The sequence below is a fragment of the Scytonema hankhaensis NUACC26 genome, from assembly GCF_045865695.1.
Classification (GTDB): Bacteria; Cyanobacteriota; Cyanobacteriia; order Cyanobacteriales; family Nostocaceae; genus Scytonema.
In genome coordinates, this window is the sequence record NZ_BAACAP010000209.1 from 62,387 (window position 1) to 82,226 (window position 19,840).

The 19,840-nt window shown below is 40.3% G+C and carries 14 protein-coding genes; 2 read left to right on the forward strand and 12 right to left on the reverse strand.

What is annotated here, in order from left to right; all coding sequences use genetic code 11:
* Positions 1–9: 9 nt before the first annotated feature.
* The 4 genes from ACKTT2_RS26225 to ACKTT2_RS26240 form a co-directional block, all read right to left on the reverse strand.
* A complete protein-coding gene (locus tag ACKTT2_RS26225; RefSeq protein WP_407892079.1) occupies positions 10–999 on the reverse strand; it encodes an ABC transporter substrate-binding protein in 990 nt (329 codons plus the stop codon).
* Between the two features lie 3 nt (positions 1,000–1,002).
* Positions 1,003–2,295 carry a TonB-dependent siderophore receptor gene (locus tag ACKTT2_RS26230; protein WP_407892081.1) on the reverse strand — a complete coding sequence of 431 codons (1,293 nt, stop codon included), beginning with the start codon at positions 2,293–2,295 and terminating at the stop codon, positions 1,003–1,005.
* Positions 2,246–3,565 carry a TonB-dependent receptor plug domain-containing protein gene (locus tag ACKTT2_RS26235; RefSeq protein ID WP_407892083.1) on the reverse strand — a complete coding sequence of 440 codons (1,320 nt, stop codon included), beginning with the start codon at positions 3,563–3,565 and terminating at the stop codon, positions 2,246–2,248. The genes ACKTT2_RS26230 and ACKTT2_RS26235 overlap by 50 nt, the downstream gene beginning before the upstream one ends.
* Before the next feature lie 560 nt (positions 3,566–4,125).
* Positions 4,126–4,794, reverse strand: a complete 669-nt coding sequence (locus tag ACKTT2_RS26240; RefSeq protein WP_407892085.1) for a 2OG-Fe(II) oxygenase family protein — start codon at positions 4,792–4,794, stop codon at positions 4,126–4,128.
* A gap of 259 nt (positions 4,795–5,053) precedes the next feature.
* Between ACKTT2_RS26240 and ACKTT2_RS26245 the strand changes: the two genes are divergently transcribed.
* On the forward strand, positions 5,054–5,263 hold the full coding sequence (locus ACKTT2_RS26245; RefSeq protein WP_407892087.1) for a hypothetical protein: 210 nt from the start codon (positions 5,054–5,056) through the stop codon (positions 5,261–5,263).
* Complete coding sequence (locus ACKTT2_RS26250) at positions 5,260–5,631, forward strand: type II toxin-antitoxin system VapC family toxin (protein WP_407892089.1); 372 nt, start codon at positions 5,260–5,262, stop codon at positions 5,629–5,631. The genes ACKTT2_RS26245 and ACKTT2_RS26250 overlap by 4 nt, the downstream gene beginning before the upstream one ends.
* Positions 5,632–5,915: 284 nt before the next feature.
* Here ACKTT2_RS26250 and ACKTT2_RS26255 read toward each other — a convergent pair whose 3' ends face one another.
* From ACKTT2_RS26255 to ACKTT2_RS26290, 8 genes are all read right to left on the reverse strand, one after another.
* On the reverse strand, positions 5,916–6,590 hold the full coding sequence (locus ACKTT2_RS26255) for a 2OG-Fe(II) oxygenase (RefSeq protein ID WP_407892091.1): 675 nt from the start codon (positions 6,588–6,590) through the stop codon (positions 5,916–5,918).
* 11 nt (positions 6,591–6,601) lie between these two features.
* The gene (locus ACKTT2_RS26260) at positions 6,602–7,594 is read right to left on the reverse strand and encodes an iron-siderophore ABC transporter substrate-binding protein (RefSeq protein ID WP_407892093.1); all 993 of its coding nucleotides are present in this window, start codon (positions 7,592–7,594) and stop codon (positions 6,602–6,604) included.
* Positions 7,594–10,278 carry a TonB-dependent siderophore receptor gene (locus ACKTT2_RS26265; RefSeq protein ID WP_407892095.1) on the reverse strand — a complete coding sequence of 895 codons (2,685 nt, stop codon included), beginning with the start codon at positions 10,276–10,278 and terminating at the stop codon, positions 7,594–7,596. The genes ACKTT2_RS26260 and ACKTT2_RS26265 overlap by 1 nt, the downstream gene beginning before the upstream one ends.
* Before the next feature lie 386 nt (positions 10,279–10,664).
* On the reverse strand, positions 10,665–10,898 hold the full coding sequence (locus ACKTT2_RS26270; RefSeq protein ID WP_407892097.1) for a hypothetical protein: 234 nt from the start codon (positions 10,896–10,898) through the stop codon (positions 10,665–10,667).
* 90 nt (positions 10,899–10,988) lie between these two features.
* Positions 10,989–11,735 carry a class I SAM-dependent methyltransferase gene (locus ACKTT2_RS26275; RefSeq protein ID WP_407892099.1) on the reverse strand — a complete coding sequence of 249 codons (747 nt, stop codon included), beginning with the start codon at positions 11,733–11,735 and terminating at the stop codon, positions 10,989–10,991.
* A 153-nt stretch (positions 11,736–11,888) separates the two neighbouring features.
* Positions 11,889–13,307 carry an aminotransferase class III-fold pyridoxal phosphate-dependent enzyme gene (locus ACKTT2_RS26280; RefSeq protein ID WP_407892101.1) on the reverse strand — a complete coding sequence of 473 codons (1,419 nt, stop codon included), beginning with the start codon at positions 13,305–13,307 and terminating at the stop codon, positions 11,889–11,891.
* 66 nt (positions 13,308–13,373) lie between these two features.
* Positions 13,374–17,852, reverse strand: a complete 4,479-nt coding sequence (locus ACKTT2_RS26285) for a non-ribosomal peptide synthetase family protein (protein WP_407892103.1) — start codon at positions 17,850–17,852, stop codon at positions 13,374–13,376.
* A 101-nt stretch (positions 17,853–17,953) separates the two neighbouring features.
* Positions 17,954–19,840: condensation domain-containing protein (locus ACKTT2_RS26290; protein ID WP_407892105.1), on the reverse strand; the 1,887-nt coding region annotated here is incomplete at its 5' end.

Genomic DNA, 19,840 nt, shown 5'->3' on the forward strand with positions numbered 1-19,840 from the left:
AAAATGCTCTTATGAGTTAAGCAAGTATTTAAAAAGGTCGTCAAGTACGCGATTAGCAGCTTTTGGACCATTACCTACCCAGTAAACTCCGACTTCATGAACTTTACCTTGCTGAACCGACTTTAACCTGGACCAAAAAGGTATAGCTTGGAGTCCCTTAAAAGCAGTTTGGTGTTCTTCCATAGTTCCAAAATATGAACGAGTTACAAAAATGATATTTGCATCTATAATATCTAAGCGTTCCCAAGAAATCGTAGAAAGACCAAGTTTACCAAGCATCAAAGGGCTGGGAGCAGATTTCACAGTAATACCAGCCGACTCTAAAATTCCTTTTGAGAAACTATTTTTTTCCCAACTAAACACTCGACAATTTTCGCTATAAGGACCAATAACCGAAATCGGAGTTTTGGAAAGTCGATCGCTACCAGTAGCCTTAAATTTCTGTAAACGCGAATGATAATTAGCCAGTACCTTCTGAGCTATCTCAGTTTTGTTAAGTGCTTCAGCCACCTGCATAAAATGGTCTTTCCAATCCCGAGCACTTTTAATGCCAATTAGTACTGTCGGCGCGATATGTGACAACAACGGGTAGATGTCCTTTTGCAGTTCAAACCAACCCAAAATTAAGTCTGGTTTGAGGGCTAGGACTTTTTCAATATTGGTCGGCAAGTAGTCCACATCTACAACGCCCTGGCTTTGACTTGGGGCAAGTTGTAATAGGGAAACCCATTTTTTGAGTGGTGCTCCAATCGGTTTGACTCCAACAGCTATGGCATCTTCCCACACAAAGCCATGCAGGATGACTACTCGTTCGGGGTGGACAGGAACTAGAGTTTTACCCGCCGAGTGCTGAACTACCCGTACAGTAGTGTTTGCAGTCGCTTTTGAAAAACTCCTGACGCTACTTGTAACAGAGTAGTGAATCTCTTTGCTGCAAGCCAACAGCATTAGGAACACTAACAGTCCACCTATTAAAGCCAATTGCAGAATACGACGCACTGCTTAAATCTCCCAACTGATATTCAAAACTGCCTCAAAAGGATTGCCTGGATTAACTCGCGCCCGATTGAGAGCCGCATCGTAATAAAGAGTGTTAAATAGATTCTGGAGGTTAAGCTGTACGCGTAGGTTGTTTTGTCGGTAGTAGATAGCAGCATCGGTACGGACATAATTCGGTAATATAAAGGTGTTTGCATTGTCACCTTCGCGATCGCCCACATAAAATACACCAAGACCAAACCCTAACCCTTGCAAAGATCCTTGAGGGATAGTGTAGGTTGTCCACAGACTCGCGGTATGTTCCGGGGAGTTACTAATGAAGTTCCCACTAAAGGTTCTGTCACTGGTAATGCGGGGATCGGTATAAATATAGGAAGCAACGATCTTCCAATTGGGTGCTAATTCTCCTATAGAAATCAATTCAACCCCCCGAATCCTCTGCTCCCCAGTTTGAATGTTGAAGCCAGGGTTATTAGGATCGGATGTTGTTACATTAGTTTGGGTTAAGTCATATAAAGCCAATGTTGTAGACAACTGGCTATTGAAAAGGTCAATTTTTACACCTACTTCGTACTGAGTTCCACGACTCGGTACAAAAGGATTGCCACGTACATCATTACCAATTACCTGCTCAAAAGAGCGGCTGTAACTAGCATAGAAGGAGGTGTTTTTGAGCGGCTGATAAACGATACCCACTCGTGGACTGAATGCATCATCAGACTGAGTAGTTTTTACTCCATTAATCCGGTTTCGAGAGTCAAAGTCCAACCAATCAAAACGACCTCCAAGAACTAGCTTGAGATTATCAGTAAGCGTTATTTGGTCTTGAAAATACAACCCAAAGGTATTGTTTATCCTTTGTGTTTGAGTTGTACCCGTTCTGCGACCCAGAGGTGAGCCATACACAGGATTGAATACATCAATAGGTGCGCGAGCAAAAGTACTATTGTTTAGATCGAAAGTCTCCCTGTACCAATCAAAACCAATTAACAGTTTGTGCTCAATATTACCAGTCTTTAATTGACCTACCAAATTGGTATCAATAATGTAGCCGTTCAAAACATTGCTATCAAAGACTGTAAGGCGGTTAAGCCTTCGATTATCGGATTGCAACCCGGTACCAATTGTGACGTCTTGCTGTAAGATGCTAACATAACCAAATTGGAAAGCGTTGTGTAACACCCAGTTATCATTGAAACGATGCTCTAAATTGTAGCCAATTCTACTTACCTCACGATAACTGCTATCACTTGAAGGCTCTCCTATATTGCGTGCGACTGCGTGGAATCTTCCCATTAGGGTTAAATAAAACAGTCCCCACAGCTGGCTGACCTGATATAAAGGCATCGCCATTCGGTTTCTGAACGTTTTGATACTCCCCATCCACTGTCAGGCTGGTACTCTTACCAAGAAGCAAGGTGAACGCTGGTGCTACAAAATAACGCTCCTGATGTAGGAAATCGGCAAAGCTGTTTGTATTTAAGTATGAAGCATTCAGTCGATACAATAAAGTTCGCTTCTCATTCAATGGACCAGACAAGTCAATTGAAGGTTGATAGAAATCATAGCTACCAATACGCATTTGGGCGAAGTAGTACGGAGCTTGTAGTGGTTGTTTTGTCACTCGATTAACAACACCACCGGGAACAATCTGTCCGTATAGTACTGAAGCAGGTCCGCGCAAAACCTCCAATCGTTCTGTGTTGGAGATGTCAGTCGCAAAACTTGAGGTTACGTCTCTTATGCCATTGCGAAGGCTCAAGGAAGTCCTGAAGCCTCTTATTTTAGGATCGTCAAAATTTTGAGAGTTAAACAAGGCTGGTCCAATGCCAACTGTTCGCAGCACATCTCCCTGGCTCTTTGCTCCCAAATCATCTATAACTGCCCTTGGAATGACTTGAACCGAGGCGGGAATATCCCGCAGTGGCGTATCAGTTTTGGTTGCCGAACTTGTGTTAGAAACTCGGTAGCCTGTTTCAGGAGGAGCACTCACCTCTAACTCAATTGGTGAGTGCTCCTCCTGGGCTGGCTTTGGTTTTTCCTGTGGCGTAGTTTGTTGTTGTGTTGGTGGAGTCGTTTCTGGGGATGTTGGTGCTGTTTGCTGTGTGGTCGCAGTAGGAGTCACCCTAAACACCAAACCCTCAGTCGGACTATCAAACAACTCCACTGTTGGAACTCCCGTCTCACCCGTGATTGTCAACTGAATACTATTGGCATCAATCTGTGTGGCTGTTACCTCAGCAATTCCTGCTACTGGCTTTTCTCGTTGGAACGTATCTCCACTTTGCAACTGTAACCGTGCATTAGGGATATCAGCGACATAGGAATTCCCTTCAGTTCTCGCAGAAACCTGTAGCTGTTCACTTTTTACCGATATCTCTAAGATGACATCCAAACCTTTATCAGTGCTATTTACCTTCACACCTGTGACTGGCACAACTTCTGTTGTTCCTGTTGTAGGCGATTGTACTAGTACATTGGCACTCATAAAAGGATGTTCTACCTCACTCAACCGGGGGATCTCTCTGACGGACTGTGATGTTAAAACTGTTGTTAATATGGGCAAGGATTGCTCAGATCTGATATTTGAATTTGGAGTCTGTTGTCCCAGAACTGGAGTTGTGATTGCAAATAAAGAACTTATCAGCAATAGACATTGCTGAGAAAAAGTAGATATTCTCGATTGGCTCAACTCTAGTTCCTCACAATACACTAGTAAAGAAACACCTACCATAGTGGAAATCAGACCATAGTGGAAATCACAGACAGTGGGTAACCTTAGGACTAATTACCCCGACTCAAAAACGCTGACAAGTTTACTTCACGAGGAATATAACTTGAATAAAGGTAGGAGCAATAATTAGGTTGTCAAAATCTTACCAGGCTTCCATGTATTGAACCAACTTTTTTGGTAATCAAATGCTGACAAAAGAATTTTGGGCGTTGTCGGCGATGGGTTTTGAGCAATCCAGATTCTTTCAAGTACAAAAACAGTATATTTAGTAACTTTTGTTCCATGCGACCTGTAAGTAAACGAATGCGGAACTTAGAAAGGATGGAATAGTCAAAACCGGGGTTGGTTAATGGCTTTAGACCAGGTTTGGCGATCGCACACATTCGGTTTCTTCAAAGACTAAAGAAAGCAATCTGTGCAGCCAATCGGCATGATGGTGCTTCTTGTGTTACCGTATTAACCATATGCCAAGAATTGTCCGCACGCACAAAGACGACTGAACAGGCGCTCAGTGGTAATATTTCTTGATAAATTGATTCTGGTTGTTGTGAGTGGAGAATTTGCAAACAACCTCCCCAAGCGCTAGACCAATGTTCGTTCAGAAACAGTAGATGCGTCAGGATTTTCGATGGTTGGTCTGTATGAGGAAGAATGTAGTGTCCTGGATGATACTGACGTAGCGCTATCACTTTTACACAATTGCTCAGTTGTAACCCAGATAACTCCTCCATCGTTTCTATATACTCAGGTTGCCATAATTCTACAATCAATTTTTGCCAGATGGGACTGAGGTTATCGATATCAGAAGTAACTTCTTTAGACTCAATTCGACGAAGCCAGTGGTCACTCAGTTGCTGCATTTTAGCAATATCTTCATCGTTAGCAATCAATCGCCGCCACAAAAAACAATGGTCATTCCCAGTGGATTCCCGAAATTCATGCTGCGGAAAGCTTTTAGCAAGTTCAGCACTGGTTTCTTCTGACAGCAACTTCTCAATAAAAGTATGACGGTAAGGAAATTCTTGCATAGTAGCAGTGCGAATGGCACTTAAATTCAGCATGACCTACTCCTACACGGTTATTTGGCGGTAATTAAATATTTAGGTCGCCACCTCAGATGATGTCAATATCATTTTGATAGCGATCGCTACGATTCTACGAAATTGTGTACTTAGCAAAATTAGATAACTCCTTACAAAGAGTGTTGTTCATTTCAACACTCAGCTTATAACCGTGCAAAGTATAGTATTATGAGAAGTCTTAACAGTTGCATTGCTAGACGGGGCGCTACTATTGTAGAAGATTTGGTTAGGGAAAACTATGGAAACTAAACTTGTCAAAGATATGACTGTTGATGAACTCAAAGCGTTAATAGCTTCTGTTGTCGATGAGCGGTTACGCAGTCAGGAACAATCGGGAGAAAAACGCTCTTTACAAGAGATTTTTGACTCAATCGATCGTCATATGTGGACTCCACCACCAGGTGCAAAAACATCGCTCGAACTTCTACGTGAGGATAGAGACAGATGACGGCAATTTATGTAGTGGATACCAGTGTAGTTATTCAACGTTTCATCAGAGAAACATATACACCACAAGCAAGGGTGTTATTGGCACAAATGAATCAAGGGTATCAACTACGCGTGCCTGAGTTTTGCCTACTAGAGTGCGCGAATGTGTTTTGGAAACAGGTGCGCTTTCAGGGAATGTCACAGGTAGAAGCCGAGCAGCTACTCATTGAGCTTTTGGCTTTACCATTTCAGATTATGCCAGTAGGCAACTTACTACCGCGTGCTTTACAAATTGGTCTTTCCTACCAATTAGCTGTTTACGAGTCATTTTACATTGCCTTAGCAAAAAGTCTTAGTTGCCCGTTAATTACTGTAGATCAAAGGTAAGCCCAAGCTGCAACGGCTAGCAATGTAGTTATTAAACCGATCGCTGATTTTGTGTAAACGAGTGCGATCGCTTCCAAGTGATTTGTTGTGGCGATCGCGCAAAAGTTGGCACGTTAACCTCTGATTGGAAAGAGTTTTTACCTTTTACCCTAGAAAGCTGGTAGAAGTTAGTAGAAAAATTAGGAACTAACTATGATTACTTTGAGCTATTTTGTGAAAAATTATAAATTAATCCCAAAATCAGCATAATTTGCAGAAATTTCCTTTTTTTTGCTAGCTTGTTACTACAAATCATCTTTCCAAAAAGCAATTTGTAAAGTGAGTCGGGGTTGTGTTGCATCTGCTGAAACTGGAGTTACCATGTGCCAAGAATTGTCCGAACGTATAATGGCAACTGAGTAATTAATCAGGGGAGGAATCTCTTGAAAGACAAAATCTGGTTGATTGCCTTTAAGAATGCGAAAATAGCCTCCCCAATTCATAGACCATTGAGAATTAAAAAATAACAGATGAGTCAAGGATTTAGAAGGATGGTCGGTATGGGGAGCAAATGTATTGCCTGAATTATAGCGACGGAAACTAATTGTCAGAGTATGGTTTTTCAAATTCAATCCTGTCTGTTTTTCCATTGCAATTCGATAAGCAGGGTTCCAAATTTCTTCAATCAACCTCTGCCATACTTGATCTAACTTCTCGATTTCATGGGTTAAATGACCATCTTTGATTAACTTCCGCCAGTAGTCACTTCGGTTGTTTAATTTCGCTATTTCTTCTTGACGTACAATATTTGGTCGTAAATAAAGACTAGCTTCTGAATGGTCTACTTGATAAAAACTGTCTTGAGGATAGTTGTTAGCCAAGTTCCACCTCTGTGCTTCTGGTATCAAATTTTCAAATAATATCCACTGGAAAGGAACTTCTTGTACTACTGCTTCTTCAATAGCATCCAAATTCAACACAGTTAACTCCTTTACTCACTAGCTACAAACTGAAAAAGATCGTCAATGACATATTGCGCTGACACAGGACTATAACCAAGCCAATAAACTCCTACCACATGAGCCTTGTTGTACTGAACTGCTTTTAACTTTGACCAAAGTGGCTGTGCTTGCAATTGCTGGAGCGCCTTTTGGGAATTAATATTGCTGCGATCGCTTGCTTGAACTACAAACAATACATCCCCATCTGCTTCTGACAATAGTTCTTGTGATATTGAGTATCTAATACGGGTTCCACCTTTTTTTAGAATGGTACTGGTATCTAGGTTTTGTGATGGCGGGCGAGTTAAACCTGCATCTTTTAAGATCGCACCAATAAACCCATTTGTGCCGTATAAACTAATATCTTGTGAACTGACACTTAAGACCGATACTTGAATTTTTTGTAAACGTTCTTTCATTTGAGTTTTAAACTTGGCTAGGCGTATATAATAATGTTTCATCATTTGCTTTGCCTGCTCACTCTTATTCAAGACTTCAGCGCATTGTTCAAAGGTCAGTTTCCAAGTGTCGCTACTGCGATACTCAATTAGGACAGTCGGTGCAATGTGGGCTAACAAAGGGTAGATGTCTCGATCGAAACTACTAGCCAAAATTAGATCGGGCTTGAGGCGGAGAATTTTTTCAAAATTAGGAGGAAACCAACCTACATCTTCAATACCTTGGAGTTGCTGTGCAGAAATATTTAACTGATAGAAAGTGGCGCGAGGACCACCAATTGGCTTTACTCCCAAAACTAAAGCATCTTCTAAAATAAAGGGATGCAGTGCAACAACCCGTTGAGGATGAACGGGAACTTGGACTTGACTCAAACTATGCTGGACAACCCGCATTGCTTTGGGTGAAGATGGCATCTCTAATGCTATTACTGGCGATGAAGTTACGAGTGATGAAAAAAAGTAACTGCAAGTACACAAGGCGGTCAAAACTTCTAATAATAAAACTTTCAGAGAAATTCTTCTCATCAAAACTGCCATCCCAAAGATAGTGTGGCTGTAAACGGAGAACCAGGATAAACTGCTAGCACGTCTGTAGCAGATTCAAAGTAATTAATATTGAACAAATTATTGAAACCCAGTACCGTGTTAAAGCCCTTGTTCTTATAAAATAGAGAGGCATCAGTACGGAAATAACTTGGCAAAGTAAAAGTGTTTGCCAAATCTCCCGACCTTTCTCCTACGTAAATAAAACCTAGACCAACTCCAAAGCCTTGCAAATCTCCTTTTGGAATAGTGTATGTAGTCCATAAACTGGCACTGTGTTCGGGTACAGAGTTCAGACGGTTACCGGAACGAAAACGATTGTCACTGGTAATTTCTGCATTAGTATAAGTGTAGGAAGCAATAATATTCCATCCCGGCAAGATTTCTCCCTGTGTAATTAACTCAACACCACGACTTTCTTGCTCACCTGTTTGTACAGAAAAACCGCGATTCACGGGATCGGGTGTGAGACCATTAGCTAATGTTATCTTGTATAGGGAAAGGTTTGTAGACAATTTACCGTTTAGCCAATCTGTTTTAATACCAACTTCATATTGAGTACCGAACCTGGGCTTAAAGACACTTCCATCAAAAGCTACTCCGACATTCTGTTCAAACGAACGAGTGTAATTAGCATAGAGAGATACAATTGTGTTAGGCTGATAAACAATACCTACAAAAGGACTGAAAACAGAGTCATCTTGACTAGTAACAACTGAAGTAATTTTGTTGTTCACTTCGTTATCTACATTGTCAAAACGTCCTCCTAAGACTAGATTGAAATTGTCTAACAGTGAAATCCGATCTTGAGCATAAACACCCCAAACATCAACTTGAGTCTCTGTATTGGATCTCAACGTAATAGAGCCTAAAGGCTGATTGTAAACTGGATTAAATAAATCAAGCGGAGCTATCGACCGTCGAATCAAGTTAAATGGTAAAACATCTCTGTTAAAATCGAAGCCAAGCAATAATTGGTGTCCGATGCTACCTGTTTTGAACTTTCCTATTACGTGAGTATCTACAGCATAGTTATCCCAATCGACTCCTTCAGGGAACAGTTGTGTAGTTCGATTGAGCAAGCGATTGTTAGATGCTAAACTCTGCCCAAAAGTACTTTGCTGTTCGTAGCGTAGTAACCAAGCCCGAAAAGAATTATTGAGCGACCAGTCTTTACTAAAATTATGTTCAAAGTTATAGCCAATACGGGTTGTCCGACGGTTGATAAAATCGCTAGGCTCTCCAATTGCTCTACTAATCGGAATTGTACCATTCGTATTAGGTAATACAGTTCCTACAGCAGGTAGTCCATTTGAACTGGGATCGCGCCGCTGTACTTCTGAATACTCTGCTTCAAAAGTCAGTTTTGTGTTCTTACCGATACGCCAGTTTATGATAGGTGAAACAAAGTAGTTTTCATTTTTATAAAAATCTGTAAAACTGTTAGCACGAGAGTAGGAAGCGTTGAGGCGATATAGAAGACTTTTATCATCTGTTACTGGACCTGATAGGTCAATTGCAGGTCTGAAGAAGTTGTATCCACCACGTGCTAGTTCAACAGCATAATATGGCTCTGGTAGAGGCTGTTTGGTTATTAAGTTAATTGTACCACTGGGTTGACCCGAACCATAGAGAACTGAGGTAGGTCCTCGAAGGACTTCAATCCGGTCTATATTAGTAATTGGAGTTTCAACGCTGTTAATAACTCTGAGATCCAATAAGCGATTACGCAGATAATTTCTACTTTGAAAGCCGCGAAGTAGATAAATATCCCCAAACCTACCAACAGGTTGAATACCAACCGTCCTAGCTGCATCTAAAATACTAAACGATCCCCGATCTTGCAAGACCTGCCGAGGAATCACCTGAATTGACTGAGGAATGTTCCTTATTGGGGTGTCAGTCTTTGTTCCCACACTCGCGTTAGGGACTTGATAGCCTGTGTCTGGTGGAGCAGTCACGTCCAACTCAATCGGCGATTGCTGTTGCTGCTCAGTTACAGGTGGTGTTGGCTCTGGCGTATTTTGCCGTGCAGTGGATGCAGTAGTTGTTATTCTGAATACTAAACCTTCCTGTGGGCTATCAAACAACTCCACTACTGGCGTAAGAGCTTCACCTGTCACAGTTAACCTAATACTGTTGGGAGCAATATTGGTAACAGTTACCTCAGTAATTCCTGCTATTGGCTTTAATTGACGAAAACTCTCTCCACCAGTCAAGCGCAACTGAGCGTTAGGTATGTCAGCAAGATAAGAGTTCCCCTCAGTTTTCGGAGTCACTTGCAAGCGATGTCTATCGACAAGCCGTTGCGCGTCTACGCTCTTCACATTTGTCTCTAAAATTACCTCCAAACCCTTATCAGTGCTATAGACCTTCACTCCCGTCACTGATATGATTTCTGCTTGACCAGTGCGTGTCGGCGACTGTACTAACTTTTGGGCGTCGGTCAGTGGATGCTCTATCTGGTTGAGACTCCGAATCTCTCGAATCGGTGCAACTGACTTTGTCATTATTGCTTGAGGTAATAGTTGCTGCTTACTAGCCGATCTTTCTGCCCCTATAATTGGGAGAGCGACAACACGCAGAGGCTTTATTGTCAACACCACTACTGAACCTGTTAGCAATAGACTCTGCCAGAAAAAATAGTTTAATCTCTGGGGCTTCATTCAATCTTCCTCACACACACTCTAGCTCATCTGTCGCTTACCACACGCTAAGTTAAGGTATAAAGGGTAAGTAGAAAACTCATTACCCTTTATCCAAAACCCGATGACAATCTCACCCCAAAATTCTGCTCCTGGAATTGGGGTGGTAGCATCAGGTAAGTTATTTAACTTAGTCTGAATATTACCAACTTAGTGAGTAAAATACCAGAGATATTTTTGTTACAAATCTTAAAAATATCATTCTCAATCTTGCGGTTCTGATGGAGACAACTCATGATTGAGCTACTTAAATTGAGTGTTGAAGCCGTTTCTCATGAAAATCATTTGGGAAAGTGGTGTGAAGTTAACCAAAGTTTTTTGTCAGAGTCTCTTTACCAAACACAGTATTAAGCAGCCAATATTATTGGTAGTATCATAATACGATCCATATAACGCTCTTCCATTACTCTAGACAGAGGAAAATAAGAAATCCTAAATTCGTTGGAATTTGGGATAGCACCTCGCATTCGATTCATCAACGCCATTAGTGTTGAAAAGCCATCAAGAGCGATCGCTAACTTGAGAGACAGCCTTGGTATGCGCTCGTTTAGTTTATCATGTGTTCTGACAATTCTTGGCATATGGTGATAACAGTTTCACATCTTGCTAAACAGTCACAATTGACTATGCAGATTGCATTTTGGACATCAGAAATCTAGATCTGCACCTAATTACTTATGACAGACAAAGTATACTGTGCTTGCCTCGCTACTATCAGCTAAATCACGTTCTACATTGTAGTCATTAACTTCTGTAAATCCTACATTTTTTAGTGCAGACATAACTTCTTCTTTAAAATAACCTCTCACTAGCCAAGTATTATCCAATCGCTGCCAATTTTTACTAACCAATTGAAATTGTGTAATATTAATTTGTCCTATTCGTTCTTCTGGGTTATATTGCCGTTTTAATGCCCAGGCATAATCTTCTTTGACATCACCAAGGGTAGAATTATTCCAGGTTCCCTGATACATTTTATCCAACCGTAAGTCAAACATGAATAAGCCGTTTGATAGAAGTGTTGCATAGACATTTTTAAAAGTGCATAATAGCTCTTCAAGTTTTATAATATGATTTAGACCATACCCTGTTGAAACAACTCCATGAAACATAGATGGCAATTTAAAGAAGCGTGCATCATCAAGAATAAATTTACTATCAGGTGCATTTTGGAATGCATGACGTAAAAGATCTGCTGAACCATCAATTCCAGTTACCTGATACCCTTTGTTTTGCAGTTTTTGAGCTAGATGTCCTGCACCACAACAGAGATCGAGAACGTGTGCTTTTTCTGGAAGATGTTGTAGCAGTAATTGTTCTACATCCGATAACACCGAATCACTAGATTGTGGTCCCCAAGATTCGTTAATTATTCGAGCAAAAGTATCATACTCAGAATAGCGAGTTGTTGGAATCATAAAACGTTTATCCTTCTATTTCGTAAATTTTTGGGATAAATTAAGTATCTAAACAAAACGAAAAATTGTTTTGATAAAGATTAGAAAAATGGTTTTATCCTACTTAAGACAGTTATATTTATGACTTAGTACGTACATATTCAATTTTACATTTTAGTTAGTTAATTGGGCAGAATTAGTAGGTAAAAAGCCTCCAGATCGCAGTTCTTCTATGCTATCCTTAACAGCCCAAATCATGTAATCAATGTCTTCATTTGTATGAGCTGTTGATAAAAAGCCTCCACGTCCTCTTAGCATAATTCTCCTGTCGAGCAAGTGATACTTTAACAAATCTAAACCTGGCAAAGATACAGAATTATCAGTCAATACATAATTTGCTGAAAATGCAGAACCAAAAAGCGAACCAAAATTTGCCATGCGGATAGGCAATTCATCTTTTTCAAAGAAATCATTAAGTCTTTTGACCATTTGCGATGTGCGTTCATTCAATTGCTGCTGAAGAGTAAGTCCTTGGGTCTTTAAATGCTTAATTACGGCTCTTGCAGCAGCTATAGCTAGAGGATGTTTGCAGAAAGTTCCAGCAAAAAATGTGGTTTTTGCGTGGGGATAGGATGAATCACCATAATTCCACATACCACCGTCGATCCCATTCATGTAATCTGCTTTACCAGCAATGATACCAATCGGCATACCGCCACCGATAATCTTTCCATAAGTAGCTAAATCTGCTTCAACGCCAAACCATGCTTGTGCTCCACCAAGATGAATTCGGAAGCCAGTCACCATTTCATCAAATATTAAAGTTATTCCTGATTCTTTGGTTAATTGCCTCAATTCTTGAAGAAACTCTCGAGGTTGTAAGTTAGGTCGTCGGCTTTGCACTGGTTCAACCAAAATAGCCGCTAATTCTTGCTCATGGGCTTTTATAATTTCAAGTGATTGTGAATTCCCATAATCTAAAACTAAAACATTATCGGCAATATTAGCTAGTATTCCAGGGGCAATTGTTACTATTTTTGAATTGCCATTTTTTCTTTTTAATTCTACTAAAGTTCCATCAAAATGACCGTGATAGGAACCCGAAAAAATCACAATTTTCTCGCGCCCTGTAGCTGTTCTTGCTAAACGAATAGCCGTCATTACAGCTTCTGTTCCTGTATTGCTAAAGGCTACTCGTTCCATTCCTGTAAGTTCACAAACCCCTTCAGTAACCTCACCAATTAAATCGATTTGAGTACCTAACTGTATACCTTTTTCAAGTTGTACTATCAAAGCTTCCTTAATAAAAGATGGATTATGACCAAACAAATTTATACCAGAACCCATTATAAAATCAACATACTCGTTGTCATCGATATCTCTTACTTTAGATCCCAGAGAGTGCTGGCAAACAATGGGATAACACATTTCTTTAAGAGGAAAATTAAATCCGTTAAACGCTTGATTATCAGCTAAAATTTGACGATAGGATTTTGCAAATTTTTTTGATTTGTTTGTACGCTTGTTATAGCGCTCGGTTATTCCTTGTAAATGTCTTCGCTGACGGGTATTTAAGCTTTCTATAGATACCATGTTTCTGTTGTTTTAAATAAAATAATTGTGTGGTTTAACTTTAGCTTCTGGAAAGCAAGGCTCTTTCTAGCCATTGCTGGCTACTGAATCTGTCTGTTTTGAGGAACTTGCTATTTCATCACTCAGTAGTGGAGTTTTTAAAAAGCCGCTGCGAATGAGGTATGAGAAGTAAATACTAAACAATTCGCAATTGACTGGTGGACAGTTAATTGTGGTTCCAGCAAGTCCATTAAGTGTATTTTGGCAGTCTAATCTTGATACTTCTGTATTTGTAGTGCGAGCTCCCAATTCTTCAGAAAACATAGACATTAGTGGATATAAGGCATTTTCTTCACTATTCTCGGCATTGAGTAACTCTGCTCGCCACTTATCCTCTGGAATTTGCACAAGTGGATAGTTAAACGAGCGAATATAATTAACAATCTGATTCCAGGGAACAGGGTGAGGATTAACTAAGTGAAAGGTTTTCCCCAGTGATTCTTTTTGCCAGGATAGGTGAACAATCGCTCTGCTCACATAATCTACAGGACTGATATTTACCATCATGTTTCGGTCTGGAGCAGTACCAAGTTGGATACAGCCTTTAATCATTCTAAATGTGTGGTCGTTTGTATTACAGACACCAGTTTTGCTACTTCCTGATATTCGTCCAGGTCTATAAATACAAATAGGAAGACCTCGTTCGCGAGCAATTGTGACTAACTTTTCAGCAACCCATTTACTCTGAGCGTAGCCACTTGATGGCATTTTGTTATGATTTATACTATTTTGTTCTAGAATAACTTCAACTCCAGAATAGCCACAAGAAACAACACTGGTGGTAGAAATGAAATGTACAGGTTTGACCTTAATTTGACTTGCTAATCTTAAAACTTCCTGGGTTCCCAGAACATTAGTAGCTTTGAGTACATAGTATGGATAAGTAAAATTAACTAATGCTCCATTGTGATAGATAATGTCAACCTTACTTGCTAGTACTTGAAATTGTTCTTGAGAAAGACCTAACAGTGGTTGAGATAAGTCTCCTACAACTGGAATAATTTGGCAGCTTTTAGATTCATCCCAAAGTAAATAGGATTTTAATGTGCTTTGAATCTTCTTCTTTCCTGATTCAATATTGTTAGAGCGCACTAAACAGTAGATATTTGCTTGAGTTTGTTGCAGAAGTTCATAGAGTAAAAAAGCTCCTAGGAAGCCTGTAGCTCCAGTTAAAAAGATTGTTGGATTTAAGATATTCGGGTTATAGGTCAAGCTAACCCCGCAGATTGCCGGATCTAAGACAGCTTCAGCCAAAAGCGTCGCAAAAGTTTCCGCCTGCATTTTGGTAGAGGATTCTGTCTTTTGGGTTTTCTCAAGACTCTCGGCTACCCCTGCGATAGTAGGAACTTCAAATAGAGAGCGTAAGGACAGCTCAACTTTGAAAGTTTTTCGTACCTGAGCAAGTAATTGAGTGAGGAGCAGGGAATGTCCACCCAATTCAAAGAAGTTGTCGTGAATACCCACTTGTTCTAGATCTAAGACTTTTGCCCAAATTTCAGCTACCTGTTTCTCTACTGAAGTGCGTGGTGCCACATAAAATTGTTCTAGCTCAGGACAAGTTTGTTCGGGTGCTGGCAATTTTTGGCGATCTACTTTTCCATTGGGTGTGAGTGGCAGCGCTTTTAATAGTACGAAAGTTGAAGGAACCATATACTCAGGCAGTTTACTTAGAGAGAAGCTGCGGAGGTTACTGATGAGTGTTGAGTAAAGATTTTGACTTCGTAGCTTTGAATTTGGAACTATGTATGCTACTAGCCGCTTGTCACCAAGTACCTTCTCTCTAACTAAGACTACAACCTCCTGCACTGCTGAATATTTCCTCAGTACTGCCTCAATTTCTCCCAATTCGATTCGGAAACCTCGTATTTTCACCTGGTAGTCTACTCTTCCGAGGAATTCTAGGTTTCCGTTTGGTAAGTAGCATACTTTATCCCCTGTTCTGTACAGTTGGGTTCCAAAATGATCCGTGAAGGGATTAGGAATGAATCGCTCCGCTTGTTCTTCATGTCGATTTAGATAACCCCTAGCTAACCCTGCCCCACCGATGTACAGTTCTCCTGGTACACCGATAGGCACGGGTCGCAACTCCGTATCTAGCACGTAAACTTGCGTATTGGCTAGAGGGCGTCCAAGGGGAACTGTTTTAGATTTTGGATTTTGGATTCCAAGTAAGCCTGGGAATGAGGATTCTAGATTAGTACAAAGTTGGTCAGGAAATTCAACTAGATAGGTTAAAGTACCAACTGTTGTTTCTGTTGGTCCGTAATGGTTCATAATCTGGCAGTTTGGTTTTTGTCGCTGGATAATCTCAATCAGATCCCAGCTCAAGGCTTCACCTCCAAGAATCAGACACTGACGGGGTAAGACAGATTCTTGTAGGGAAGATGTTAAGAGAGCAGTTAGATGAGAGGGAACTATCTTAAGACAGTCAATGGGATGGCAACGAAAGTAATCGAAAAGTGCTTTTGGGTCTGATGCTCGCTCCTGAGAAATTATATATAAGCATCCCCCCGTACACAAGGCTGAAAAGATTACCGTGTTGCCTAAGTCTGCTGCAAAAGTGGAAACTGTCGCAAAGCTGGCTTCTGCTGGCAAGTTCAGTCTATATAAAATTGCATATAGGTAATTGGCGAGTTGCCGATGTTCGATAGCAACACCCTTGGGTTTGCCTGTGGAACCAGAGGTAAAGATTACGTAAAGTAGGTTTTCAGGTTTCACTAAAGTTTGAGGATTATCTCGAGCTTCTTGAGTAATTACTTGCCAGTCTGTGTCTAAGCAAATTATCCGGGCTGCATTTTCAGGAAGCTTCTTGACTAGCGACTGCTGTGTCAACAGGATTGATGCTTGAGTATCTTGCAACTGTAAGGCTAAGCTGTGTGTTGGTATTGCTGAATCTAGGGGTACATAAGCTGCGCCTGCTTTGAGAATGCCTAGCACTCCAATAATGAGATTGAGCGATCGCTCAATGTATATCCCTACGAGTACCTCTGGTTTGATACCCAACTGCTGTAGGTAATAAGCTAGTTGATTAGCGCGAGTGTTTAGCTCACAGTAAGTCAATTGCTGATTCTCAAACACAACAGCAATATTGTTGGGTGTTCGTTCCACCTGTTCTTCAAATAGCTGGTGGATACACTTGTCTTGTGGGTAGTTGATCTGCGTGTTGTTAAACTCAACTAACAGTTGCTGTCGTTCGCTACACTCGAGAATATCTAAATCATTGACTGCTGCTTCTGGGTTTTTGAGAGCACTTTCTACTAAAGTTTGAAATTGTCCTGCCAAGCGCTTTATATTTTCGGCTAAAAATAGCTTATCATAGTGAAATTCTAAAATTAAAGATTCTTTTCTCTGTAAACAAGTGAGTTTCACTTTGAATCTGTTAGAACAAACGTACCGCTTGTGAAGTGAGAAGTCAACCCCACTAGCATGGTATTTCTCAGGCAATTCCTCGAATTCAAAACTAATTGGTAATTCCAGAAAACCCTTATGAAAGTTTGTGTTATCTTCAATTATAAAATATTCTAAATGTTGATTTTTTTGCTGGATATCGTTAGTTATTTTTAATAAAAAATTAACAAATTTTAAGTCTTTATTAAGAACGGATTTTACGGGTACCCATTTAGCTAATAATCCAATTATTCCAGATAATTCTTCATATTTTCTTCCAGCAAATAAAGTACTAATAATAATGTCTGATTGTTTTGTGAGTCGCCAGATTAGTATATGCCAGCAAGCTAATAAAAATTCAAAAGTATTCGTATTATATTTAGTAGCAATAGCATTAATTTTTAATATTAAAATGCTTGGTAATGTTAAAGTGTAAGCATCTGTTTCAAATTTATTTTTTTGATTTAGTTTTTCTTTACCAAAAATGTTTTTTTTGTATTGTGTTATAAGACTTTGTTTTTGCCAATAAGCACACGCCGTTTCTGCATCCTCTTCCTCTAGTAGTTCGTTTTGCCATTCGGAGAATTGGAGGTATTGAATCGGTTTATGCAACAATTCTTTTCCCTGCATACATAGAGCGTAAATCTGGCTAATCTCGTGAATTAGATTCTTCAATGTCCAACTATCAGCACACAATGATGGTAAGTTAATTAGTAGAATATACTGATTATGTGAAAGAATAATCAGGAATAAACGCAAAAGAGGATCTTTTTGAAAGTTGAAAATAAAGCGTCTCTCTTTCCTAAATAATTCCTCTATTTTAAGTGATTGTTCTGTGGGATCGCAATTACTCAGATTAATACTATACCATGAGTGTGTGCCAGTATCAGCTATAACTTGAATAGGCATTTTTATCCCTGGTTGATAGTGAAAAGTAGTACGAAGAATTTCATGCCGATTCACTACTTTCTGTAAAGCTGCTTTTAACACTTCTATGTTTAGTGTTCCTTGAAGGAGAATTGCAACTTGAGTACAATAACTACAGCCATCTTCTTGCAACGACCAAAGGTGCTTTTGCTGAGGCGAGAGTCGAAAGCCTTTTAAAGTTTGATTTTGCATTAGTGAGTCCCAATTATAGCATACTGTGTTTGGATATAGTACATTCCGATCTCTTCTCAACCCCTTTCTTTAAAGAGGTTGAGAAGAGATCGGAAAGGAAGTTAGGTCTGTGTTGAATCCAATTGAGAACTGCTATGAATACTTTCGCAATGAATCATTTCTCCCATTGCTACCACAATTTTTCGTGAACCCTCATAAGGGTAGCGTGCGTGTGCGGTCAACATATTGTCCAGCATCAGTACGTCTCCTTGCTGCCAAGGAAAACTGATTTTAGCTTGTCGATAAACTTCATTAATTTCTGCTATCACTGTATCTTCAATGAAGGAACCGTCACCGTAATAAACATTGCGCGGTAAGTTTTCTTCTCCAAATATTGACAATAAAGATTCTCGAACTGTTTGGGTTAGGCAGGATACATGGTGTAACTGAATCTGATTGAAAAACACTTGCTCTCCTGTGTACGGATGCTTAGCAACGGCTTGTCGCAACTGACGTGTTTTCAAACCATTGTTTGGAAGCCACTCGAACTCTATGCTAGCTTGGCGGCAATAGTTTTCAACCACTGCTTTATTAGTGGTGTGAAAGAAATCCTGCCAGTTTATATCTAAGCCTTCAATATAATTGCGGACATACATCAATTGCTTTTTCTCAAATCTTTCTCGCAATTCTGGGTCGAGGAGTTGGTAAACCTTGCGACAGTCTACAATTGGTGTTTCACCCCCGAGTTTGGCTGGTTGCACGCAAAAGAACAAAATTTTTAGAGGCCAGCAGTGCATATAAGAACTTTCGTTGTGAAACAAAATGGCTTGGTCAGGCGGGTAAGGAGTGGAACCGTAAACTTTGCCGCCTGCTTCCTCACGGGGCAAATCTCCATATTCACCGAATAATTCTGGGCAAATAGCTTGAGCTAAGTTCTCAAATGCTGACACTGAATTGAGATTGAAATCTCTAAAGAGGATAGCACCATGCTTGAGCAACTGAGTTTCAATAAACTTCTCGTGGCTCTTAACCCAGTCAATGAGGTCAATATCGTGAAAAGCAGGTTTAAGTACCAGAGGTAGGCTTTCCTCTGGCTGTAGATAATCTGTTTTAATTAATTCTTCTTGCGGTAAGACTATAGCTTTGGGCTTAATGTGTATTAACTTTTTGAGTTTGTCTTTCTCGTGTTTTGCTTCTACCATAGTCTGTTGTTTCTTTTCAAAATTATATAGCAGATCTAAAGTATTGATCTGGGCATCAGGTTGAGCAACAATATTGTTTAGCAGCGCCTCAAAATGCCCCGTTAGGTATGCGAGCGTGGAGGTATCAAAAAGGTCAGTACTGTACTTCCACACACCCACGAGTCCCAATTCCGTTTCCTTCATGAATAGTGCTAAATCAAACTTTGCTGTTTTGTTATCAACCTCTAGTGGATTTAGGGTAAGGTCTTGCAGTTCTAGGGCTGGCATTGGAGCATTTTGTAGGACGAATAATACCTGAAATAAGGGCGTAAAGCTTAAATTCCGCTCCGGTCGCAATTCCTCCACTAGTTTTGAAAAAGGTAGATCTTGGTGAGCATAAGCATCTAAAGCTACTTGACGCACTCGGCTCAACAATTGCCGAAAACTAGGATTGCCTCCAAAGTTGGTCCGCAAGACGAGGAGGTTAACAAAAAACCCAATTAACCCTTCTATTTCGGCTCGGTTACGGTTAGCAATGTCAGTGCCAACTACAATATCATCCTGCCCACTGTAGCGATGAAGTAGCGTTTTGAAAACTGCTAGCAGGGTCATGAACAGTGTAGCTCCTTCTTGGCGGCTTAAGGCCTTAAGCCCTTCAGTCAGGTTATGAGATAGCGAGAACGATTGTGTTGCACCCTGGAAAGTCTGGATCGCCGGACGAGGACGGTCAGTGGGCAACTGTAACACAGGACATCCACTCAACTGTCGTTGCCAATAAACCAGTTGTGCCTCTAATACTTTTCCCTGTAGCCACTGACGCTGCCATAG

Bases quoted from the DNA above. Each gene is read 5' to 3' on its own strand.
- ACKTT2_RS26230 (WP_407892081.1), bottom strand. From the start codon at position 2,295: ATGGGAAGATTCCACGCAGTCGCACGCAATATAGGAGAGCCTTCAAGT.
- ACKTT2_RS26240 (WP_407892085.1), bottom strand. From the start codon at position 4,794: ATGCTGAATTTAAGTGCCATTCGCACTGCTACTATGCAAGAATTTCCT.
- ACKTT2_RS26245 (WP_407892087.1), top strand. From the start codon at position 5,054: ATGGAAACTAAACTTGTCAAAGATATGACTGTTGATGAACTCAAAGCG.
- ACKTT2_RS26250 (WP_407892089.1), top strand. From the start codon at position 5,260: ATGACGGCAATTTATGTAGTGGATACCAGTGTAGTTATTCAACGTTTC.
- ACKTT2_RS26260 (WP_407892093.1), bottom strand. From the start codon at position 7,594: ATGAGAAGAATTTCTCTGAAAGTTTTATTATTAGAAGTTTTGACCGCC.
- ACKTT2_RS26265 (WP_407892095.1), bottom strand. From the start codon at position 10,278: ATGAAGCCCCAGAGATTAAACTATTTTTTCTGGCAGAGTCTATTGCTA.
- ACKTT2_RS26270 (WP_407892097.1), bottom strand. From the start codon at position 10,898: ATGCCAAGAATTGTCAGAACACATGATAAACTAAACGAGCGCATACCA.
- ACKTT2_RS26275 (WP_407892099.1), bottom strand. From the start codon at position 11,735: ATGATTCCAACAACTCGCTATTCTGAGTATGATACTTTTGCTCGAATA.
- ACKTT2_RS26280 (WP_407892101.1), bottom strand. From the start codon at position 13,307: ATGGTATCTATAGAAAGCTTAAATACCCGTCAGCGAAGACATTTACAA.
- ACKTT2_RS26285 (WP_407892103.1), bottom strand. From the start codon at position 17,852: ATGCAAAATCAAACTTTAAAAGGCTTTCGACTCTCGCCTCAGCAAAAG.